This window comes from Xanthomonas nasturtii (assembly GCF_001660815.1).
GTDB lineage: Bacteria > Pseudomonadota > Gammaproteobacteria > Xanthomonadales > Xanthomonadaceae > Xanthomonas > Xanthomonas nasturtii.
Genome location: NZ_LYMI01000010.1, coordinates 49,501 through 65,119, shown reverse-complemented (window position 1 = coordinate 65,119; position 15,619 = coordinate 49,501). Strand labels below are relative to the sequence as shown.

At 67.5% G+C, this 15,619-nt stretch carries 13 protein-coding genes; 11 read left to right on the top strand and 2 right to left on the bottom strand.

Annotated features, from left to right (window positions below; translation table 11 throughout):
- Positions 1-274 precede the first annotated feature (274 nt).
- From A7D16_RS05240 to A7D16_RS05220, 5 genes are all read left to right on the top strand, one after another.
- The gene (locus A7D16_RS05240; RefSeq protein ID WP_064630488.1) at positions 275-703 is read left to right on the top strand and encodes a hotdog fold thioesterase; all 429 of its coding nucleotides are present in this window, start codon (positions 275-277) and stop codon (positions 701-703) included.
- A 21-nt stretch (positions 704-724) separates the two neighbouring features.
- Entirely contained in the window at positions 725-1,624 is a 900-nt protein-coding gene (locus A7D16_RS05235; RefSeq protein WP_193395442.1) for a lysophospholipid acyltransferase family protein, read from the top strand.
- 62 nt (positions 1,625-1,686) lie between these two features.
- Positions 1,687-2,673 carry a YheT family hydrolase gene (locus A7D16_RS05230; RefSeq protein WP_064630482.1) on the top strand — a complete coding sequence of 329 codons (987 nt, stop codon included), beginning with the start codon at positions 1,687-1,689 and terminating at the stop codon, positions 2,671-2,673.
- A gap of 140 nt (positions 2,674-2,813) precedes the next feature.
- On the top strand, positions 2,814-4,886 hold the full coding sequence (locus A7D16_RS05225; protein WP_064630479.1) for a tetratricopeptide repeat protein: 2,073 nt from the start codon (positions 2,814-2,816) through the stop codon (positions 4,884-4,886).
- Positions 4,887-5,354: 468 nt separating this feature from the next.
- Positions 5,355-5,966, top strand: a complete 612-nt coding sequence (locus A7D16_RS05220) for a YbhB/YbcL family Raf kinase inhibitor-like protein (RefSeq protein WP_064630476.1) — start codon at positions 5,355-5,357, stop codon at positions 5,964-5,966.
- A 365-nt stretch (positions 5,967-6,331) separates the two neighbouring features.
- On the opposite strand, the gene A7D16_RS05215 is transcribed toward A7D16_RS05220, so the two are convergent.
- Both A7D16_RS05215 and A7D16_RS05210 read right to left on the bottom strand, forming a co-directional pair.
- A complete protein-coding gene (locus tag A7D16_RS05215; RefSeq protein ID WP_064630473.1) occupies positions 6,332-7,141 on the bottom strand; it encodes an META domain-containing protein in 810 nt (269 codons plus the stop codon).
- 133 nt (positions 7,142-7,274) lie between these two features.
- Entirely contained in the window at positions 7,275-8,069 is a 795-nt protein-coding gene (locus A7D16_RS05210) for an undecaprenyl-diphosphate phosphatase (protein ID WP_064630471.1), read from the bottom strand.
- A gap of 221 nt (positions 8,070-8,290) precedes the next feature.
- Here A7D16_RS05210 and glnA point away from each other — a divergent pair, with 221 nt between their 5' ends.
- From glnA to A7D16_RS05180, 6 genes are all read left to right on the top strand, one after another.
- A complete protein-coding gene (glnA, locus tag A7D16_RS05205) occupies positions 8,291-9,700 on the top strand; it encodes a type I glutamate--ammonia ligase (RefSeq protein ID WP_014509464.1) in 1,410 nt (469 codons plus the stop codon).
- 276 nt (positions 9,701-9,976) lie between these two features.
- Positions 9,977-10,315, top strand: coding sequence for a P-II family nitrogen regulator (locus A7D16_RS05200; RefSeq protein ID WP_002808480.1), 339 nt, complete (start codon positions 9,977-9,979; stop codon positions 10,313-10,315).
- 22 nt (positions 10,316-10,337) lie between these two features.
- Positions 10,338-11,780: an ammonium transporter gene (locus A7D16_RS05195; RefSeq protein ID WP_064630468.1), complete on the top strand. Its 1,443-nt coding sequence runs from the start codon at positions 10,338-10,340 to the stop codon at positions 11,778-11,780.
- A gap of 264 nt (positions 11,781-12,044) precedes the next feature.
- A complete protein-coding gene (locus A7D16_RS05190) occupies positions 12,045-13,100 on the top strand; it encodes a two-component system sensor histidine kinase NtrB (protein ID WP_064630465.1) in 1,056 nt (351 codons plus the stop codon).
- On the top strand, positions 13,093-14,523 hold the full coding sequence (ntrC, locus tag A7D16_RS05185) for a nitrogen regulation protein NR(I) (RefSeq protein ID WP_064630462.1): 1,431 nt from the start codon (positions 13,093-13,095) through the stop codon (positions 14,521-14,523). Before A7D16_RS05190 ends, ntrC begins: the two co-directional genes overlap by 8 nt.
- 491 nt (positions 14,524-15,014) lie before the next feature.
- Complete coding sequence (locus tag A7D16_RS05180) at positions 15,015-15,617, top strand: superoxide dismutase family protein (protein WP_064630459.1); 603 nt, start codon at positions 15,015-15,017, stop codon at positions 15,615-15,617.
- The last annotated feature ends 2 nt before the right edge of the window (positions 15,618-15,619 follow it).

Here is a 15,619-nt window from a genome sequence, read left to right as displayed (position 1 = left end):
GCCTGCTGGTGCAGCGCGTTGTGGGGAGATGGACGCGGTTGGCGACGGATCGGCACGTACACGCCGGATATCGCTGAAGACGCTGCGCGTGCCGCCGGCGACCGCCGCGTACCGCATCGGCGCCGCCTCGGCCGCCGGCATCACTGCCCAGTTGCATCGCACTCCAGGCGCCGGGATGCTCTTGCGATTCCCGATTCCCGATTCCCGATTCCCGATTCCCGATTCCCAATCCCCAATCCCCAATCCCCAATCCCCAATCCCCAATCCCCAGCCTATGACCTTCCGCGACCCCGTCGATCTAAACGCCCTCAATGCCTCCAGCCGCGACACCTTGATCGAACATCTGGGCATCGTGTTCACCGAAGCCGGTGAGGATTGGCTGCGCGCCACCATGCCGGTGGATGCGCGCACCAAGCAGCCATATGGCCTGCTGCACGGCGGCGCCTCGGTGGTGCTGGCCGAGACGCTGGGCAGCAGCGCCGGCAACCTGTGCGTGGATATGACGACCCAGATGTGCGTGGGCCTGGAGATCAATGCCAATCACCTGCGCGCTGCCACCCAGGGGCTGGTGACCGGCACTGCACGGGCGGTGCACGTGGGGCGCAGCACCCAGGTATGGGACATCACCATCGAAAACCCGGCCGGCAAACGCGTTTGCGTGTCGCGGCTGACCCTGGCGGTGGTACCGCGCGGCAATGGCTGAGCCCGCCCGGCGACCGCATGGGTGGAACAGCGCCATCCGCTGCCGGCACTGCGCCGCGGCCACGCTGCTGTCACAATGGTCGCGCCTCCTTCCCCTGTTACCGGTTCCGTTCGTCGAATGAGCGAGTCATCCCTGGACGCCACGCGCGACGCTGGCGGCGCGTTGCGTTGGTTCCGGTACCTGTATCGGGTGCCCTTGGTGTTGCTGCACCTGTGCATCTGCCTGCCGGTCACCATGTTGTGCGTGGTGGCGCCGCCGCTGGCGCGGATCCGCACCGGGCACGACGACACCCTGGACGAGCTGATGATCCGCTGGTGGCAGGGCAACCTGATGCGCATCTTCGGCTTCCGGCTGCGCCGCTTCGGCACGCCGCTGCCGGGCGCGACGCTGTTCGTGGCCAACCACGTCAGCTGGGTGGACATCTCCATGCTGCACAGCCAGCGCGTGATGGGCTTTGTGGCCAAGCGTGAAATCGCCGGCTGGCCGCTGGTGGGCTGGCTGGCGACCAAGGGCCAGACCATTTTCCATCAGCGCGGTAATACCGAATCGCTGGGCGGGGTGCTGCAGGAAATGTTGCTGCGCCTGCAAAGCGGCAAGCCGGTGGGGGTCTTTCCGGAAGGGCGCACCCGCGGCGGTACCGAGGTCGGCCCGTTCCATGCGCGCATCTTCCAGGCGGCGGTCGAAGCCGGCGTGCCGGTACAGCCGGTGGCGCTGCGTTATGGCGTGCGCGGCAATGCGCAGGCGGTGGTGGCTTTTGGCGAGCGCGAAAGTTTCTTCGCCAATATCGTGCGTCTGCTCGGTGAGCCGTCGCGGCTGGCCGAAGTGCATTTTCTTGAGCCGATTCGCGCCTTCGACATCGAAGGCAGGCGCCGCCTGGCCGATACCTCGCGGCAACGCATCATCGCGGCGATGGAGACCTAGCCGCCGATGCGTACGCGCATCCTCCAGGCGGCCGGCGCGACAGCATGCGGCGCGTTGAGCGCATGAACGCCTCCGACTATTCGCCGCCGCGCTGGCTGCGCAATCCGCATGTGCAATCGGTGCTCGGCAGCAGCGCCTTGCGGCGCATCCGCAGCCGCCAGTTGCTGGCCGCCAGCGGCGCAGTCACCAGCGAACACATTCTCGATGGCGGCGACGGTGTGCGCCTGCAGGGCTGGATGAGCATCCCGCCCGGCGATGCGCCGCTGCGCGGCAGCGTGCTGTTGCTGCACGGCTGGGAAGGCAGCGCCGATTCCAACTACATGCGCCTGACCGCTGCGCGCCTGCTTGGCCTGGGCTATCAGGTGTTCCGGCTGAATTTCCGCGACCACGGCGGCACCCACCATCTCAACGTCGATCTGTTCCATTCCGATCGCATCGAAGAAGTGGTCAATGCCGCGGGCGATCTGTGGCGGCGTTTTCCTGCGCCGCAGTTGCTGGCCGCAGGCTATTCGCTGGGCGGCAACTTCGCGCTGCGGCTGGCGTTGCGTGCGCCGGCCGCGGGCCTGCCGCTGGCACGGGTGGCAGCGGTGTGCCCACTATTGGACCCGGCCGCCACCATGACCCAGCTGGAAAAGGGCCCGCAGTTCTACGACTGGTATTTCCGCCGCAAATGGCGCGAATCGCTGCTGCGCAAGCGCAAGCTGTTCCCCGACCAGCACGGCTACGACGACGCCACCCTGGCGCTGGACATGCGCGAGCTGATGGCCTGGCTGGCCGTGCAGCACACCGGGCACGGCTCGCTGGAAGCGTATTTCGACAGCTATTCGATTGCCGGCGAGCGCCTGGCCGGCCTGCAGGTACCGGTCGACATCCTGATGGCCGAAGACGACCCGGTGATTCCGTTCGAGGATTTCGCCGGCTGGCAGTTGCCGGCACATGCGCATCTGGAAATCGCGCGCTGGGGCGGGCATTGCGGCTTTCTGGAAAATGCCCGCGGCGACGGCTTTGCCGAACGCTGGGTGGCCGAACGGCTGACCTCACGCGCCTAGAGCGCGTTGCACCTGCCCAGATGCAGGCAAGGCGTGCGACGACGCGCGTCACCGCCGCTGGCGTTGTGGATGCGCCGCGCAAGGGCGGCGCTACCCCGCGCATCGTTACAATAGGCGTTTGTCCGGGACCCACCGCCGCCATGCAAGACGCCATTCTTCAAGCCCTGCGCCGCAATGCGGCCGACGATGCGGTGGCGCTGGCCCGCGAGTGGGCAACCACCGCGCCCGACAACGCTGCCGCGCACCGCTGGCTGGCGCTTGCGCTGCAGCAGCAAGGGCAGCCTGCGCTGGCGCTGGCCAGCATCGATACCGCGCTGACGCTGACGCCCGAAGATGCCGACCTGCATCTGCTGCACGCCGGCGCGTTGCTGGCCACGCGTGATCTGCCTGCGGCCGATGCCGCGCTGTCGCGCACCACCGCGCTGGACCCCAACCAGTTCAATGCCTACGTGATGCAGGCGCATCTGGCGGTGGCACGCGGCGATCTGGATGAGGCCGAGCGGCTGAGCCGTACCGCCGCGCGGCTGGCGCCGGAACATCCGCAATTGCTGGCCGTCGATGGCGTGGTCGAACTGCGCCGCGGGCAGCACGACCGCGCGCTGTCGTTGCTCACCCGTGCCGCCGAGCAGCTGCCGGACGATGCGCGCGTGCTGTTTTCGCTGGGCTTTGCGTATCTGCAGAAACAGCATTTTGCGTTTGCCGAGCGCGCCTTCGAGCGCGTGATCGAGCTCAATCCGCCCGGTACCGCGTTGCGCGCCTTCATCGCCCAGCTCGCCCAGCGCCAGGGCCGTCTGGACGATGCATTGGCGGCCATGCAGGGCGTGCTTGCCCAGCCCGACGGCGATCTGCCGGCCATGCGCCGGCTCACCGGCGAGATGGAACTGCAGGCCGGTCGTCCCGATCAGGCTGCCGCGCATCTGCGCCTGGCGCTGGCGCACTGGCCGGACGACCGCCGCACGCTGCACGCGTTGCTCACCGCCTGGGAGCGGTTGGGCGCGGTGGACGACGCGCGCGACACCCTGGACGCAGCGCTGGCCACCTCGGCCAACGCGCACGACCTGTGGCTGGCCCGTCTGGCGGTCGAGCCGGTCGGCGGGCCGCAGGCACAGGCGGTGATCGAGCGCTGGCTGCTGGCCATGCCCGAGCACCTGCCGGCACTGGAAGCGCTGATGCGCGTGCACGACATGCAGGGGCACGCCGACGAAGCGGAAATGGTGGCGCGCCAGATCGTGGCGGTGGAGCCGGGCCGCATCAGCGGCGAGCAGCGCATCGTCGAGGCCTTGCTGGAACGCGACCCGCCAGCGGCGATCGCCTGCGTCGAATCGTTGATCGAGTCGTTGCCGGCGCCACAGCAGACCGTGCTGCGGCCGTGGCTGGGCAATGTGCAGGACCGCGCCGGCCAGCCCGATGCCGCCGTGGGCACCTGGATGCAGTTCCACCGCGAACAGGCCCAGCACCGCTTGCCGTTGCCGCCGCAGGCAGCCAAGCAGCCGATGCAGTGGCCGGCGCTGGGCAGCATTCCCGACAGCGTCACCGCGCGCCCGCTGTTCGTGTGGGGCACGCCCGGCTCGCATGTCGAACGTCTGATTGCGGTGATGGACGCAGCCACCCCGCTGGTACGCGGCGACCGTTACGGCACCACCCCGCCGGCGGACGCGTTGCAGAGCTACCGCACGGTCGAACAGCTGGCCTCCGGCGAACTGGCACCGACGGCGCTGGTGGAAGGCTGGAAGGCGCAACTGCCGCGCCGTGGCATCGACGATGGCAACGTGATCGACTGGCTGCTGTGGTGGGACAACACCCTGCTCACCGCGCTGCGCCCGCACCTGCCCGAGGGCCGCTTGGCGATTGCGCTGCGCGACCCGCGCGACATGCTGCTGGACTGGCTCTCGGCCGGTGCGCCCGCGCCGCTGGCGTTGCAGTCGCCGCAGCAGGCCACCGACTGGCTGCTGATTGCGCTGGAACAGCTGGCCGTGCTGCACGAACGCGATCTCTACCCGCACCGCATCATCCGCCTGGACGGCATCGAGAGCGACCCGCAGGGCATTTCCACTGCCCTGGAACAGGCCTTCGGCCTGAGCTTCCCGCTGGTCGAACCGCGCGGCCCGGCGCGGCTGGCATCGGGTCGCTGGCGCAACTACCGCAGCGTGCTCGGCGCGCAGTTCGACCTGCTCACCCTGATTGCGGTGCGCTTCGGCTATCCGCAGGACTGAGCCGTGGTTCGAACGGCTGCGCTCACTGGGATGGGCGCAGCCGGTACGCGGTGCGGCAGTACGACTGCACCGTCCCGTGCTGTCCCAGGTCCGCTCGCAATGTCCTCGGCTCGCCGCATTCTGTAGGAGTGGCCTCGGCCGCGATGAGGCGTTACCGATAAAGCCCATCGCGGCCAAGGCCGCTCCTACGGAGCAGCGCAGCGTGGGCGCCACCAGGCACCGCATGAATCTGACGCTTCTGCCAGGAGCCCGCGCACGCCAGGCCAAATGCACGCGCATGCCGCAGCGTCTACGTTACGCACGCACGCACGCACGCACGCCATCCGCCATCCGCCATCCGCCGACGCGACGCGACGCGTCAAGCGCGATAAACCCGGCCGAGCGCACCAGAAGGTTCCATGCCGATGGCTTCCGCTGCGGCGCGGACCCAGGCACCCTGAGCCGCATCGCTTCCCACGGAGACCCTCCATGCGTCTGACCAGCAACAGCATCGAAAACGGCAAGCCCATCGCAGTGGAATTTGCCGCCGGCACCCCGGACGGCTTTGCACCCAACCGCAATCCGCACCTGGCCTGGAACGACGTGCCGGCCGGCACGCAGTCGTTTGCGTTGCTGTGCCTGGACCCGGACGTGCCCACCGTGCCGGAGACCGTCGGCCGCGACGATATCCAAATCCCGGTGGACCAGCCACGCACCGATTTCGTGCATTGGGCCATGGCCGATATCCCCGCCGACGTGCATGAAATTGCGGCAGGCAGTTGCAGCGACGGTTTCGTGGCCAAGGGCAAGCAGCAGCCAGCCGGCCCGGCCGGCGCCCGCCAAGGCCTGAATTCGTACACGCAGTGGTTTGCCGGCAACCCCGACATGGCGGGCAATTATCTGGGCTACGACGGCCCGTACCCGCCGTTCAACGACCTGCGCGTGCACCGCTATTTCTTCCGCGTGTTCGCGCTGGACGTGGCCACGCTCAGCCTGCCCGAGACCTTCACCGCCACCGATGTGCTGTCGGCGATCCAGGGCCATGTGCTGGCGGAAGCGGCATTGCACGGCACCTACACGCTGAACCCGTCGCTGGGCTGAGTGCGTTCATCGCTGACGACGCGGCCAGCGACGCGGCGTCGTCGGGAGTTTGCCAATGGATGGCCCGCATGCGCGCCGGTGACCCGACAGCCGCATTGAATGAAGACGGCGATCCCCGTGCGCGGCAAGGCTCACACCGGGAGCGCGCGCTTGCAGTGCAGGCGGGTGCGCCGCTCTCCTGGCGCGCATGGCGCCTGCATGGATGGCTGCCGTTGTCCGCATGGCATGCACGGTTCGCGCGAGCTGCGCAGCGATCGTGTGACCGGGAAGGCATGCAGGCGGGCCTGGGTTCGCGGTGCACTACCGCATGGCGAACGTTTGCACCGGCGCTCATGGCCGCAAGCCACACCCGAAAGACGTCTCCGCTAACCGCTGGCTTCGATCATCTGCTCAAGCACATACACCGGTGCGCCAGCGCTGCCGGCAGCGGCGGGGTAACGCGTCACCCGCAGCACGTTGCCGATGCCGGCCTCGTGCTCGAAGCCATCGATGGTGCCTTCGAAGGGTTGCCAGGTCTGGCTGACGGGCCGCCCAGCCGCATCCTGCTCGCGTAGCTGCAGGCATTGGCGCGCCGGGTCAGAGGTGCAAGGCACGGTGTCTGCAGCCACTTCGATCAACAGCGTCTGCCCCGGACCGCCGTAGCGGGTGTCCGCGGTGGCGACGCCGCCGAAGATCAGCCGGGTGCCGTCGCTGCGGGTCAGGGTCAGCCGGGGCGTGGCCGCGGCGGTGTCCAGCAGCACTGCGAAGCGGCCGGACAGCAGGTCGCTGGCGGCGCGTTCCTGCGCCATCCGGCGGGATTCGGCACATAGCCGCTTGCTCGACACTACCCGGCCGATCTGCAGTTGCGTCTGCGCCACGGCGTAGTTGGCGCCCAGTGCGTTGCAGGTCTGGCTGACCTGGATGCGCTGATCGCTGAAATCCAGTTGCAATGGCGGCAGGCCGTCGACGAACAGGCTGCGCAACGCCGTGCCATGCGCATCGTTGGCCTGCTGCAAGTGCCAGTGCTGTGCGCGCAGGGCCACCCGCAGCGGGGCGTTGTCGGCCGCCGGCGCGGCAATCGCATCGGCTTGCGCAGCAGCGTCGGAGGAGGAGCCGGGCACCTCCGGCGAAGCGCCCGACCCGCAGGCCGTCACGCCCGCCGCCAGCAGTGCAGGGGCGAAGAACACGGCACGCATGCGCGGCTCCCGGTGATCGATGCGTCAGTGATACCGCCAGCACGCGGCCAGGGCAATGACCGGCGTCACTGCCCGTGCAGTTGCCCTGCCTCGCTGCTCAAGCAGCGACAGGCAGGGCCACGGCCATGGCGGGTCAGGCCGCGACCGGCAACCACAGCAGCAGGGCGGCGCCGAGCACGATGCGGTACACCGCAAACACCGTGAAGCGGTGCTTCTTGATGTAGCCCAGCAGCCACTTCACCACCACAAAGCCGGTGATGGTGGCCGCCACGAAGGCCACTGCCACGTCGGCCCAGTTTTCGCTGCCGAAGCCGCCTTCCTTGTACATCTCCAGCAGCGCATAACCGCTGGCCGCGAACATGGTCGGAATGCCCACCATGAACACGAAATCCGCCGCCGCCGAGCGCTTGCTCAGGCCCAGCAGCATGGCCAGGAAGATCGCCGAGGCCGAGCGCGACGTGCCGGGAAACACGCCCGCCACCACCTGCGCCAGGCCCACAGCAATGGCCACCTTCCAGGTCACCACGTCGCGCTCGGGCAACTTGCCGGCAAAGTGCTCGGCCACCAGCATCCAGAGCCCGCCGATCAGCAGCGCCCAGGCCACCGGATGCACGGTTTCCGGCAGCTGCCAGCCGGCCTTGCGCACGATCAGGCCCACCACCGCGGTGACCAGAAAGGCCACGCCGATCTTGAGGACGTAGTCGCGGTTGGCGCGCTCGCCCAGGCCGGTGGCCAGGGTCCACAGCTTCTGTCGCAGCGCCAGGCAGATGGCCAGGATGGCGCCGGCCTGGATGACGATATTGAAGAAGTCAGAACGGCGTCCGAGCCATTGTTCGGCGATCAACAGGTGGCCGGTGCTGGAGATCGGCAGAAATTCGGTCAGGCCTTCGAGAATGCCCAACAGCAGGGCGGAAATCAGATCGGACATCGGACTGGAGAGGGGGTGGGGGAGGCGTCAGGATAGTGCATTGCGGCATGCACCATATCGGTGCGAAATGGATTCGCTTAGCACCATAAAAGTGCTTTCCTCGTGTGAGCGGTCTCAAGTGATGCAAGTAAAATCAGCAACTTGTGAAAATCTACGGCTTGGCATGGTCCCTGCTGTAGTACCTCCACGAGCCACTTAACCCCTGCCTGAGGTTTCTTCCGATGTCCGTGGAAAACGTTGAAAAGCTGATCAAGGACAACAAGGTCGAGTTCGTCGACCTGCGCTTCGTCGATATGCGTGGTGTACAGCAGCACATCACCTTTCCGGCCAATATCATCGAGCCGGCGCTGTTTGAAGAAGGCAAGATGTTCGACGGCAGTTCGATCGCGGGTTGGAAGGGCATCAACGAGTCGGACATGGTGCTGCTCCCGGACGCCGGCACCGCGTACCTGGATCCGTTCTTCGCCGATCCGACCATCGTGCTGACCTGCGACATCCTCGACCCGGCCACCATGCAGAGCTATGAGCGCGACCCGCGCGGCATCGCCAAGCGCGCCGAGGCCTACCTGAAGTCCTCCGGCACTGCCGACCAGGCGTTCTTCGGCCCGGAGCCGGAATTCTTCATCTTCGATTCGGTGCGTTTCGCCAACGACATGGGCCACACCTTCTTCCAGGTGGGTTCGGAAGAAGCGGCCTGGAACACCGGCGCCAAGTACGACGGCGGCAACAGCGGCTACCGTCCGGGCGTGAAGGGCGGTTACTTCCCGGTGCCGCCGACCGACACCCTGCACGACCTGCGCGCGGAAATGATCAAGACGCTGGAACAGGTCGGCATCGAAACCGAAGTGCACCACCACGAAGTGGCCACCGCCGGCCAGTGCGAGATCGGCACCAAGTTCAGCTCGCTGGTGCAGAAGGCCGACGAACTGCTGACGATGAAGTACATCATCAAGAACGTCGCCTACCGTAACGGCAAGACCGCGACCTTCATGCCCAAGCCCATCGTGGGCGACAACGGCTCGGGCATGCACGTGCACCAGTCGCTGACCAAGGGCGGCGTCAACCTGTTCTCCGGTGACGGCTACGGCGGCCTGTCGCAGATGGCGCTGTGGTACATCGGCGGCATCTTCAAGCATGCGCGCGCCATCAATGCCTTCGCCAACTCCGGCACCAACAGCTACAAGCGTCTGGTTCCCGGTTATGAAGCACCGGTGATGCTGGCCTATTCGGCGCGTAACCGTTCGGCCTCGTGCCGCATTCCGTGGGTCACCAACCCGAAGGCGCGCCGCATCGAAATGCGCTTCCCCGATCCGTTGCAGTCCGGCTACCTGACCTTCACCGCGCTGATGATGGCCGGCCTGGACGGCATCAAGAACCAGATCGACCCGGGCGCACCGAGCGACAAGGATCTGTACGACCTGCCGCCGGAAGAAGAAAAGCTGATCCCGCAGGTGTGTTCCAGCCTGGACCAGGCCTTGGAAGCGCTGGACAAGGACCGCGAATTCCTCAAGGCCGGCGGCGTGATGAGCGACGACTTCATCGACGGCTACATCGCACTGAAGATGCAGGAAGTCACCAAGTTCCGTGCTGCGACCCACCCGTTGGAGTACCAGCTGTACTACGGCAACTGAGTTCCATCGCGGTGATGGCGGAGGCCCCCCCTCCCACCTCCGCCATCGCCGCCCATGTTCGATCGGTCCTCGGCACCGGCCGTGGATCGCAGGGGGTATTGAGAGAGCACACAGTTCGCGGCGCGCGGGCCTGACCTCTCCCACGAGGCGGATGCATGGCATCGGCTGGGGTCCGCGTGATCGCGAACGATCGGATGCCGGGGTTGGCATCCAGGTGAATGACACCGCTGGGCGGCGCAATGCCGGCCGGTTCTTTCCACCATTCGGGGTATGCGCATGAAATTGATCACCGCCATCATCCGGCCGTTCAAGCTCGACGAGGTCCGCGAGGCCTTGTCCGCAGCGGGCGTGTCGGGCATCACCGTCACCGAGGTCAAGGGCTTCGGGCGGCAGAAAGGCCACACCGAGCTGTACCGCGGCGCCGAGTACGTCGTCGATTTCCTGCCCAAGATCAAGATCGAGACGGTGGTGACCGACGACCGCCTGGACGCCGTGGTCGAAGCGATCCAGAACGCCGCCGGCACCGGCAAGATCGGCGACGGCAAAATCTTCGTGACCGCGATCGAGCAGGTGGTGCGCATCCGCACCGGCGAGATCGGCGCCGATGCGCTCTGACCCCACCAGCCCCGGAGTTCGTATGAAGACAGCTCTTTTTGCCGGGTGGAAAGCCCGGTTCTACAGCGTATGCATGCTGATGCTGTTCAGCGCGCTGGTGGTGGGCGGCATGGGCAGCGCGCAGGCGCAGTCCACCCCGCAGGTCACCCCGCTCCCGACCGAGCCGGTCACCACAGAACCGCTGCCGTCCGCGCAGCCGGCCGCCGCGCCGGTGGCTGCCGCCGAGGCCGCACCGGTGGTGGACAAGGGCGACGTCGCCTGGATGCTCACCTCCACCTTGCTGGTGCTGCTGATGGTGGTGCCGGGCCTGGCGCTGTTCTACGGCGGCATGGTGCGCGCCAAGAACGTGTTGTCGGTGCTGATCCAGGTCGCCACGGTCTTTTCGCTGCTCACCATCCTGTGGGTGCTGTACGGCTACAGCCTGGCGTTTTCCGGTGAAGGCCCGTGGATCGGCAATCTGGACAAGGCGCTGCTCAAGGGCGTGACCATCGAGAGCCTGTCGGCCACCTTCACCAAGGGTGTGAGCCTGCCGGAATACGTGTTTATCGGCTTCCAGGCGACCTTTGCCGGCATCACCGGCGCGCTGATCGTCGGCGCCTTTGCCGAACGCGCCAAGTTCGCTGCGGTGCTGCTGTTCTCGGTGATCTGGTTCACCTTCGGCTACCTGCCGCTGGCGCACATGGTCTGGGCCACCGGTGGGTACCTGTTTGGCCTGGGCGCGCTGGATTTTGCCGGCGGCACCGTGGTGCACATCAATGCCGGTATCGCCGGCCTGGTGGGCGCCTACTTCGTCGGCAAGCGTGCCGGGCTGGGACGTGAGGCAATCAAGCCGCATAACGTGACCCTGACCTTCGTCGGTGCCTCGCTCCTGTGGGTGGGCTGGTTCGGCTTCAATGCCGGCTCCAACCTGGAAGCCAGTGCCGGTGCGGCGCTGGCCTTCCTCAACACCTTGCTGGCCACCGCAGCCGCCATCCTGGGCTGGTCGCTCACCGAGAAGATCATCAAGGGCAAGTCCTCCGCCCTGGGTGTGGCCTCGGGCATGGTCGCCGGCCTGGTCGGCATCACCCCGGCCTGCGGCACCGTGGGTCCGTTCGGCGCGATCGTCATCGGCCTGGCGGCCGGCGTGCTGTGCGTCTGGGGTGTCACCGGTCTGAAGCGCCTGCTCGGTGCCGACGACAGCCTGGACGTGTTCGGCGTACATGGCCTGGGCGGCATCATCGGCGCGATCCTCACCGGCGTGTTCTCGGCGGCCTCGCTGGGCGGCCAGAAGGGTGGCGATTACGACATCGTCCACCAGGTCGGCATCCAGGCGCTGGGCGTCGGCATCACCGTGGTGTGGATCGGCGTGGTGTCGGTGGTGGGCTTTGTGGTCGCAAAGCTGGTGTTCGGGCTGCGCGTCACCGAAGAAGCCGAGCGCGAGGGGTTGGACATCACCTCGCACGGCGAAGCCGCCTACGAGTCCTGAGCATGCACACCCGCGGCCACGCTGCCGCGGGTGGCGCAACGACCCGGCCGGCAATGCCCAGCCGGGTCCGTTTTCCCCGTCGCCCGGTTGGGCGCGGACCAACTGCCGAGGTGCCTGCATGACCAGCCCCACGCCCGTGATTGCCGGCGCGGATGCACGCTGGATCGGTGCGACCCGCCGCCGTCCGGCCAGCTTTTTCTCAACGCACGCTTCGTTTCGCGCGACATTCGCGCGGGGCGATGCTGCTTGCACTAAATTGGTGCAATGGTGACGTCGTCTTCCATGCCATCGCTGGATAGCCTGGGCACGCCGGTGGCCTGGGCCGATCGCGAGGGCCGCCTGCTGGGCGTCAACCCGGCGTTCGCGCGCTGGCTCGGGGTCAGTGCGCGGCGGTTGGTCGACCAGCCGTTGGCCGCGCTGGAGGTGCAGGGCGATGCGCTGGCGCGCTTTCTGCTCAACGACGAACGCGACGTGCTGCGCCTGCACCGGCTGGCCCTGGGCCTGCCCAACGACGCGCCGCGGTTTGCCGAAGGCTGGCTGTCGCGGCTGGACGACGGCGGCTGGCTGCTGGAAACCCACCCGGTCGACGAATTCCCTGCGCTCGATCCTACCCACGCCTTGCCCAACGCCTTGAGTGCTGCACTCAAGGGCCTGGCGCACGAACTGCGTAACCCATTGGCCGGGCTCAAGGGCGCCGCCCAGCTACTCGCGCGCCGCTCGGCCGGGCGCGACGAAGACGAGCGTGAACTGATCGAGTTGATCGGCACCGAGATCGAACGCCTCAACACCTTGCTGGAACGGTTGTTGTCGCCAACCCCGCTGCGCCCGCACGACCGCCTCAATATCCATGTGGTGCTTGAGCGCGTGCTGCGCCTGGCCGAAGCCGAAGGCGGCTGGTCGGTGCAGGTGCAGCGCGATTACGACCCCAGCATTCCCGACATCCTCGGCGATGGCGACCGCCTGACCCAGGCGGTGTGGAACCTGGTGCGCAACGCCTTCCAGGCCGGCGCCACCCGCGTGACCCTGCGCACCCGCGTCGAGCACGGCCAGCGCATCCGCGACCGCGTGCATGCGATGTCGCTGCGGCTGGAAATCATCGACGACGGCGGCGGCGTGCCGGAAGAACTGGCCGAGCACCTGTTCCTGCCACTGGTCAGCGGCCGCGCCGAAGGTAGCGGGCTGGGCCTGGCGCTGGCCCAGCAGGTCTCGCGCGAACACCACGGCACGCTGACCTATCGCTCGCGTCCGGGCCATACCGTTTTCACCCTGCTGCTGCCCGAGCTGGCCGGCGATCATGACAAGGAGCATCTGCATGGCTGAGGCCGCCGCCGCATCCCACCACATCTGGGTGGTCGACGACGACCGTTCGGTCCGCTTCGTGCTGTCCACCGCGTTGCGCGATGCCGGCTATGCGGTGGACGGCTTCGACAGTGCCGCCGCCGCGCTGCAGGCGCTCGCCATGCGGCCCACCCCGGACCTGCTGTTCACCGACGTGCGCATGCCCGGCGAAGACGGCCTGACCCTGCTGGACAAGCTCAAATCCAAACACCCGCAGCTGCCGGTGATCGTGATGTCGGCCTACACCGACGTTGCCAGCACTGCCGGCGCCTTCCGCGGCGGCGCGCACGAGTTCCTGTCCAAGCCCTTCGACCTGGACGATGCAGTGGCCCTGGCCGCGCGCGCGCTGCCGGATGCCGACGCCGGGGTCGACGCCTTGGTCGGGGTGCCGCTGGCGCAGGGCTCGGCCGCGCTGATCGGCGATACCCCGGCGATGCAGGCCTTGTTCCGCGCCATCGGGCGCCTGGCGCAGGCGCCGCTGTCGGTGTTGATCAACGGCGAAACCGGCACCGGCAAGGAACTGGTCGCGCGCGCGCTGCACAATGAATCGCCGCGCGCGCGCAAACCCTTCGTCGCGCTCAACACCGCCGCCATTCCGGCCGAGCTGCTGGAAAGCGAGTTGTTCGGTCACGAAACCGGCGCCTTCACCGGCGCCACCAAACGGCACATCGGCCGCTTCGAACAAGCCGATGGCGGCACGCTGTTTCTGGACGAGATCGGCGACATGCCGTTACCGCTGCAGACGCGCCTGTTGCGCGTGTTGGCAGAGAACGAATTCTTCCGCGTCGGCGGGCGCGAGTTGATCCGCGTCGATGTGCGCGTGATCGCGGCGACGCACCAAGACCTGGAGGCGCTGGTCGAACAAGGGCGCTTCCGCGCCGATTTGCTGCATCGCCTGGATGTGGTGCGGCTGCAACTGCCGCCGTTGCGCGAACGGCGCGGCGACATCGCGCAGCTGGCCGAAAACTTCCTGGCCATGGCCGGGCGCAAGCTCGACATGCTGCCCAAACGGCTGTCGTCGGCCGCGCTGGAAGACCTGCGTCAGTACGACTGGCCCGGCAATGTGCGCGAACTGGAAAACGTGTGCTGGCGCCTGGCCGCGCTGGCCACCGCCGACATCATCGACGTGGTCGATGTGGAGGCCGCATTGGCGCGCGGCGGGCGTCGTCACCGCAGCGGCCGCAGCGACGGGCAGTGGGACGACATGCTCTCCAGCTGGGCCGCGCAGCGCCTGAGCGAAGGCGCCCAGGGCCTGCACGCCGAAGCCCGCGAACGCCTGGACAAGACCCTGCTCGAAGCCGCGCTGCAACTCACACAGGGTCGCCGCGCCGAAGCCGCCGCCCGCCTGGGCCTGGGCCGCAACACCGTCACCCGCAAACTCGGCCCCGGGCGCAAACGCCGCTGATGTCTCACATTTCTTAAGGTATGGCAGCGCGTTTGTCTAGCAGATGCTCGAGGCGCACCCTCATCCGCCCCTGCGGGGCACCTTCTCCCGATGGGAGAAGGACAAATGCAGGCATGGGCAGGCTCACCGCAATCGCGTATCAGATCACACGCAGCGTTGAGCTCCTCTCCCGCCGGGAGAGGGGTTGGGGTGAGGGTCCGTGTGCAATAACACCTCCATCGCAAGCACATGCAGCTTGAATGCGTGCAGCTTGAAGGCGTGTCAACGCCAGGCATCGCTCGTACAGCACTACAAGGATCAGTACAGCGTCCGCGCGACGCCATCCTTGCCTCGTTGGCATGCACAGCGCCTCCGCAGCGCGGGCCGCGACGGGTCGCGCTGCCGCGGGCGCCCACACCAACCCCGTAAACTCCTGCACTAGCCGCGCGCGCATTTCATGACACGTGAACATGCGCCCGCATAGGTTTCAGCCTGATCAGGAGAACTGCTCGATGCGTTACCGGTCGCCCACGATCGTTGCCATTACCGCTGTAGCGCTGGCCGCCTGCAGCAGCACGCCGCCGCCGCCGAAGGCTCCGCCGCCGCCGGTGGCGCGGGTGGTGCCTGCTCGCCCGGTGCAGCAGGCCGAAGCCGTGCTGGCCTCGGCCTCGGGCAGCCTGGTCAGTGGCCGGGTGGTGCTGGTGCCGGCATTGCAAGGCATCCGCCTCACCGGCACCGTCGGCGGCTTGCGCCCGGGCGGGGTCTCCGGCTTCCATGTCCACGAACGTGGCGACTGCAGCGCAGCCGATGCCAGCAGCGCCGGCGCGCATTTCAACCCCAGCGGGGCACCGCACGGGCGTGCCGGCAATGGCGCGCACCATCTTGGCGATATGGACAATCTGCGCGCCGATGCCGAAGGCGTGGTGCATCTGGACATGATCCTGTCCGGCATCAGCCTGGGCGATGGCGCGCCCAGCGATGTCATCGGCAAGTCACTGATCGTGCACGCCAATGCCGACGACTATCGCAGCCAGCCCAGCGGCAACGCCGGCGCACGTCTGGCCTGTGGCGTCATTCGCGTCACCCAATGGCGCACACCCCCTTCGCAGCCCTGAGT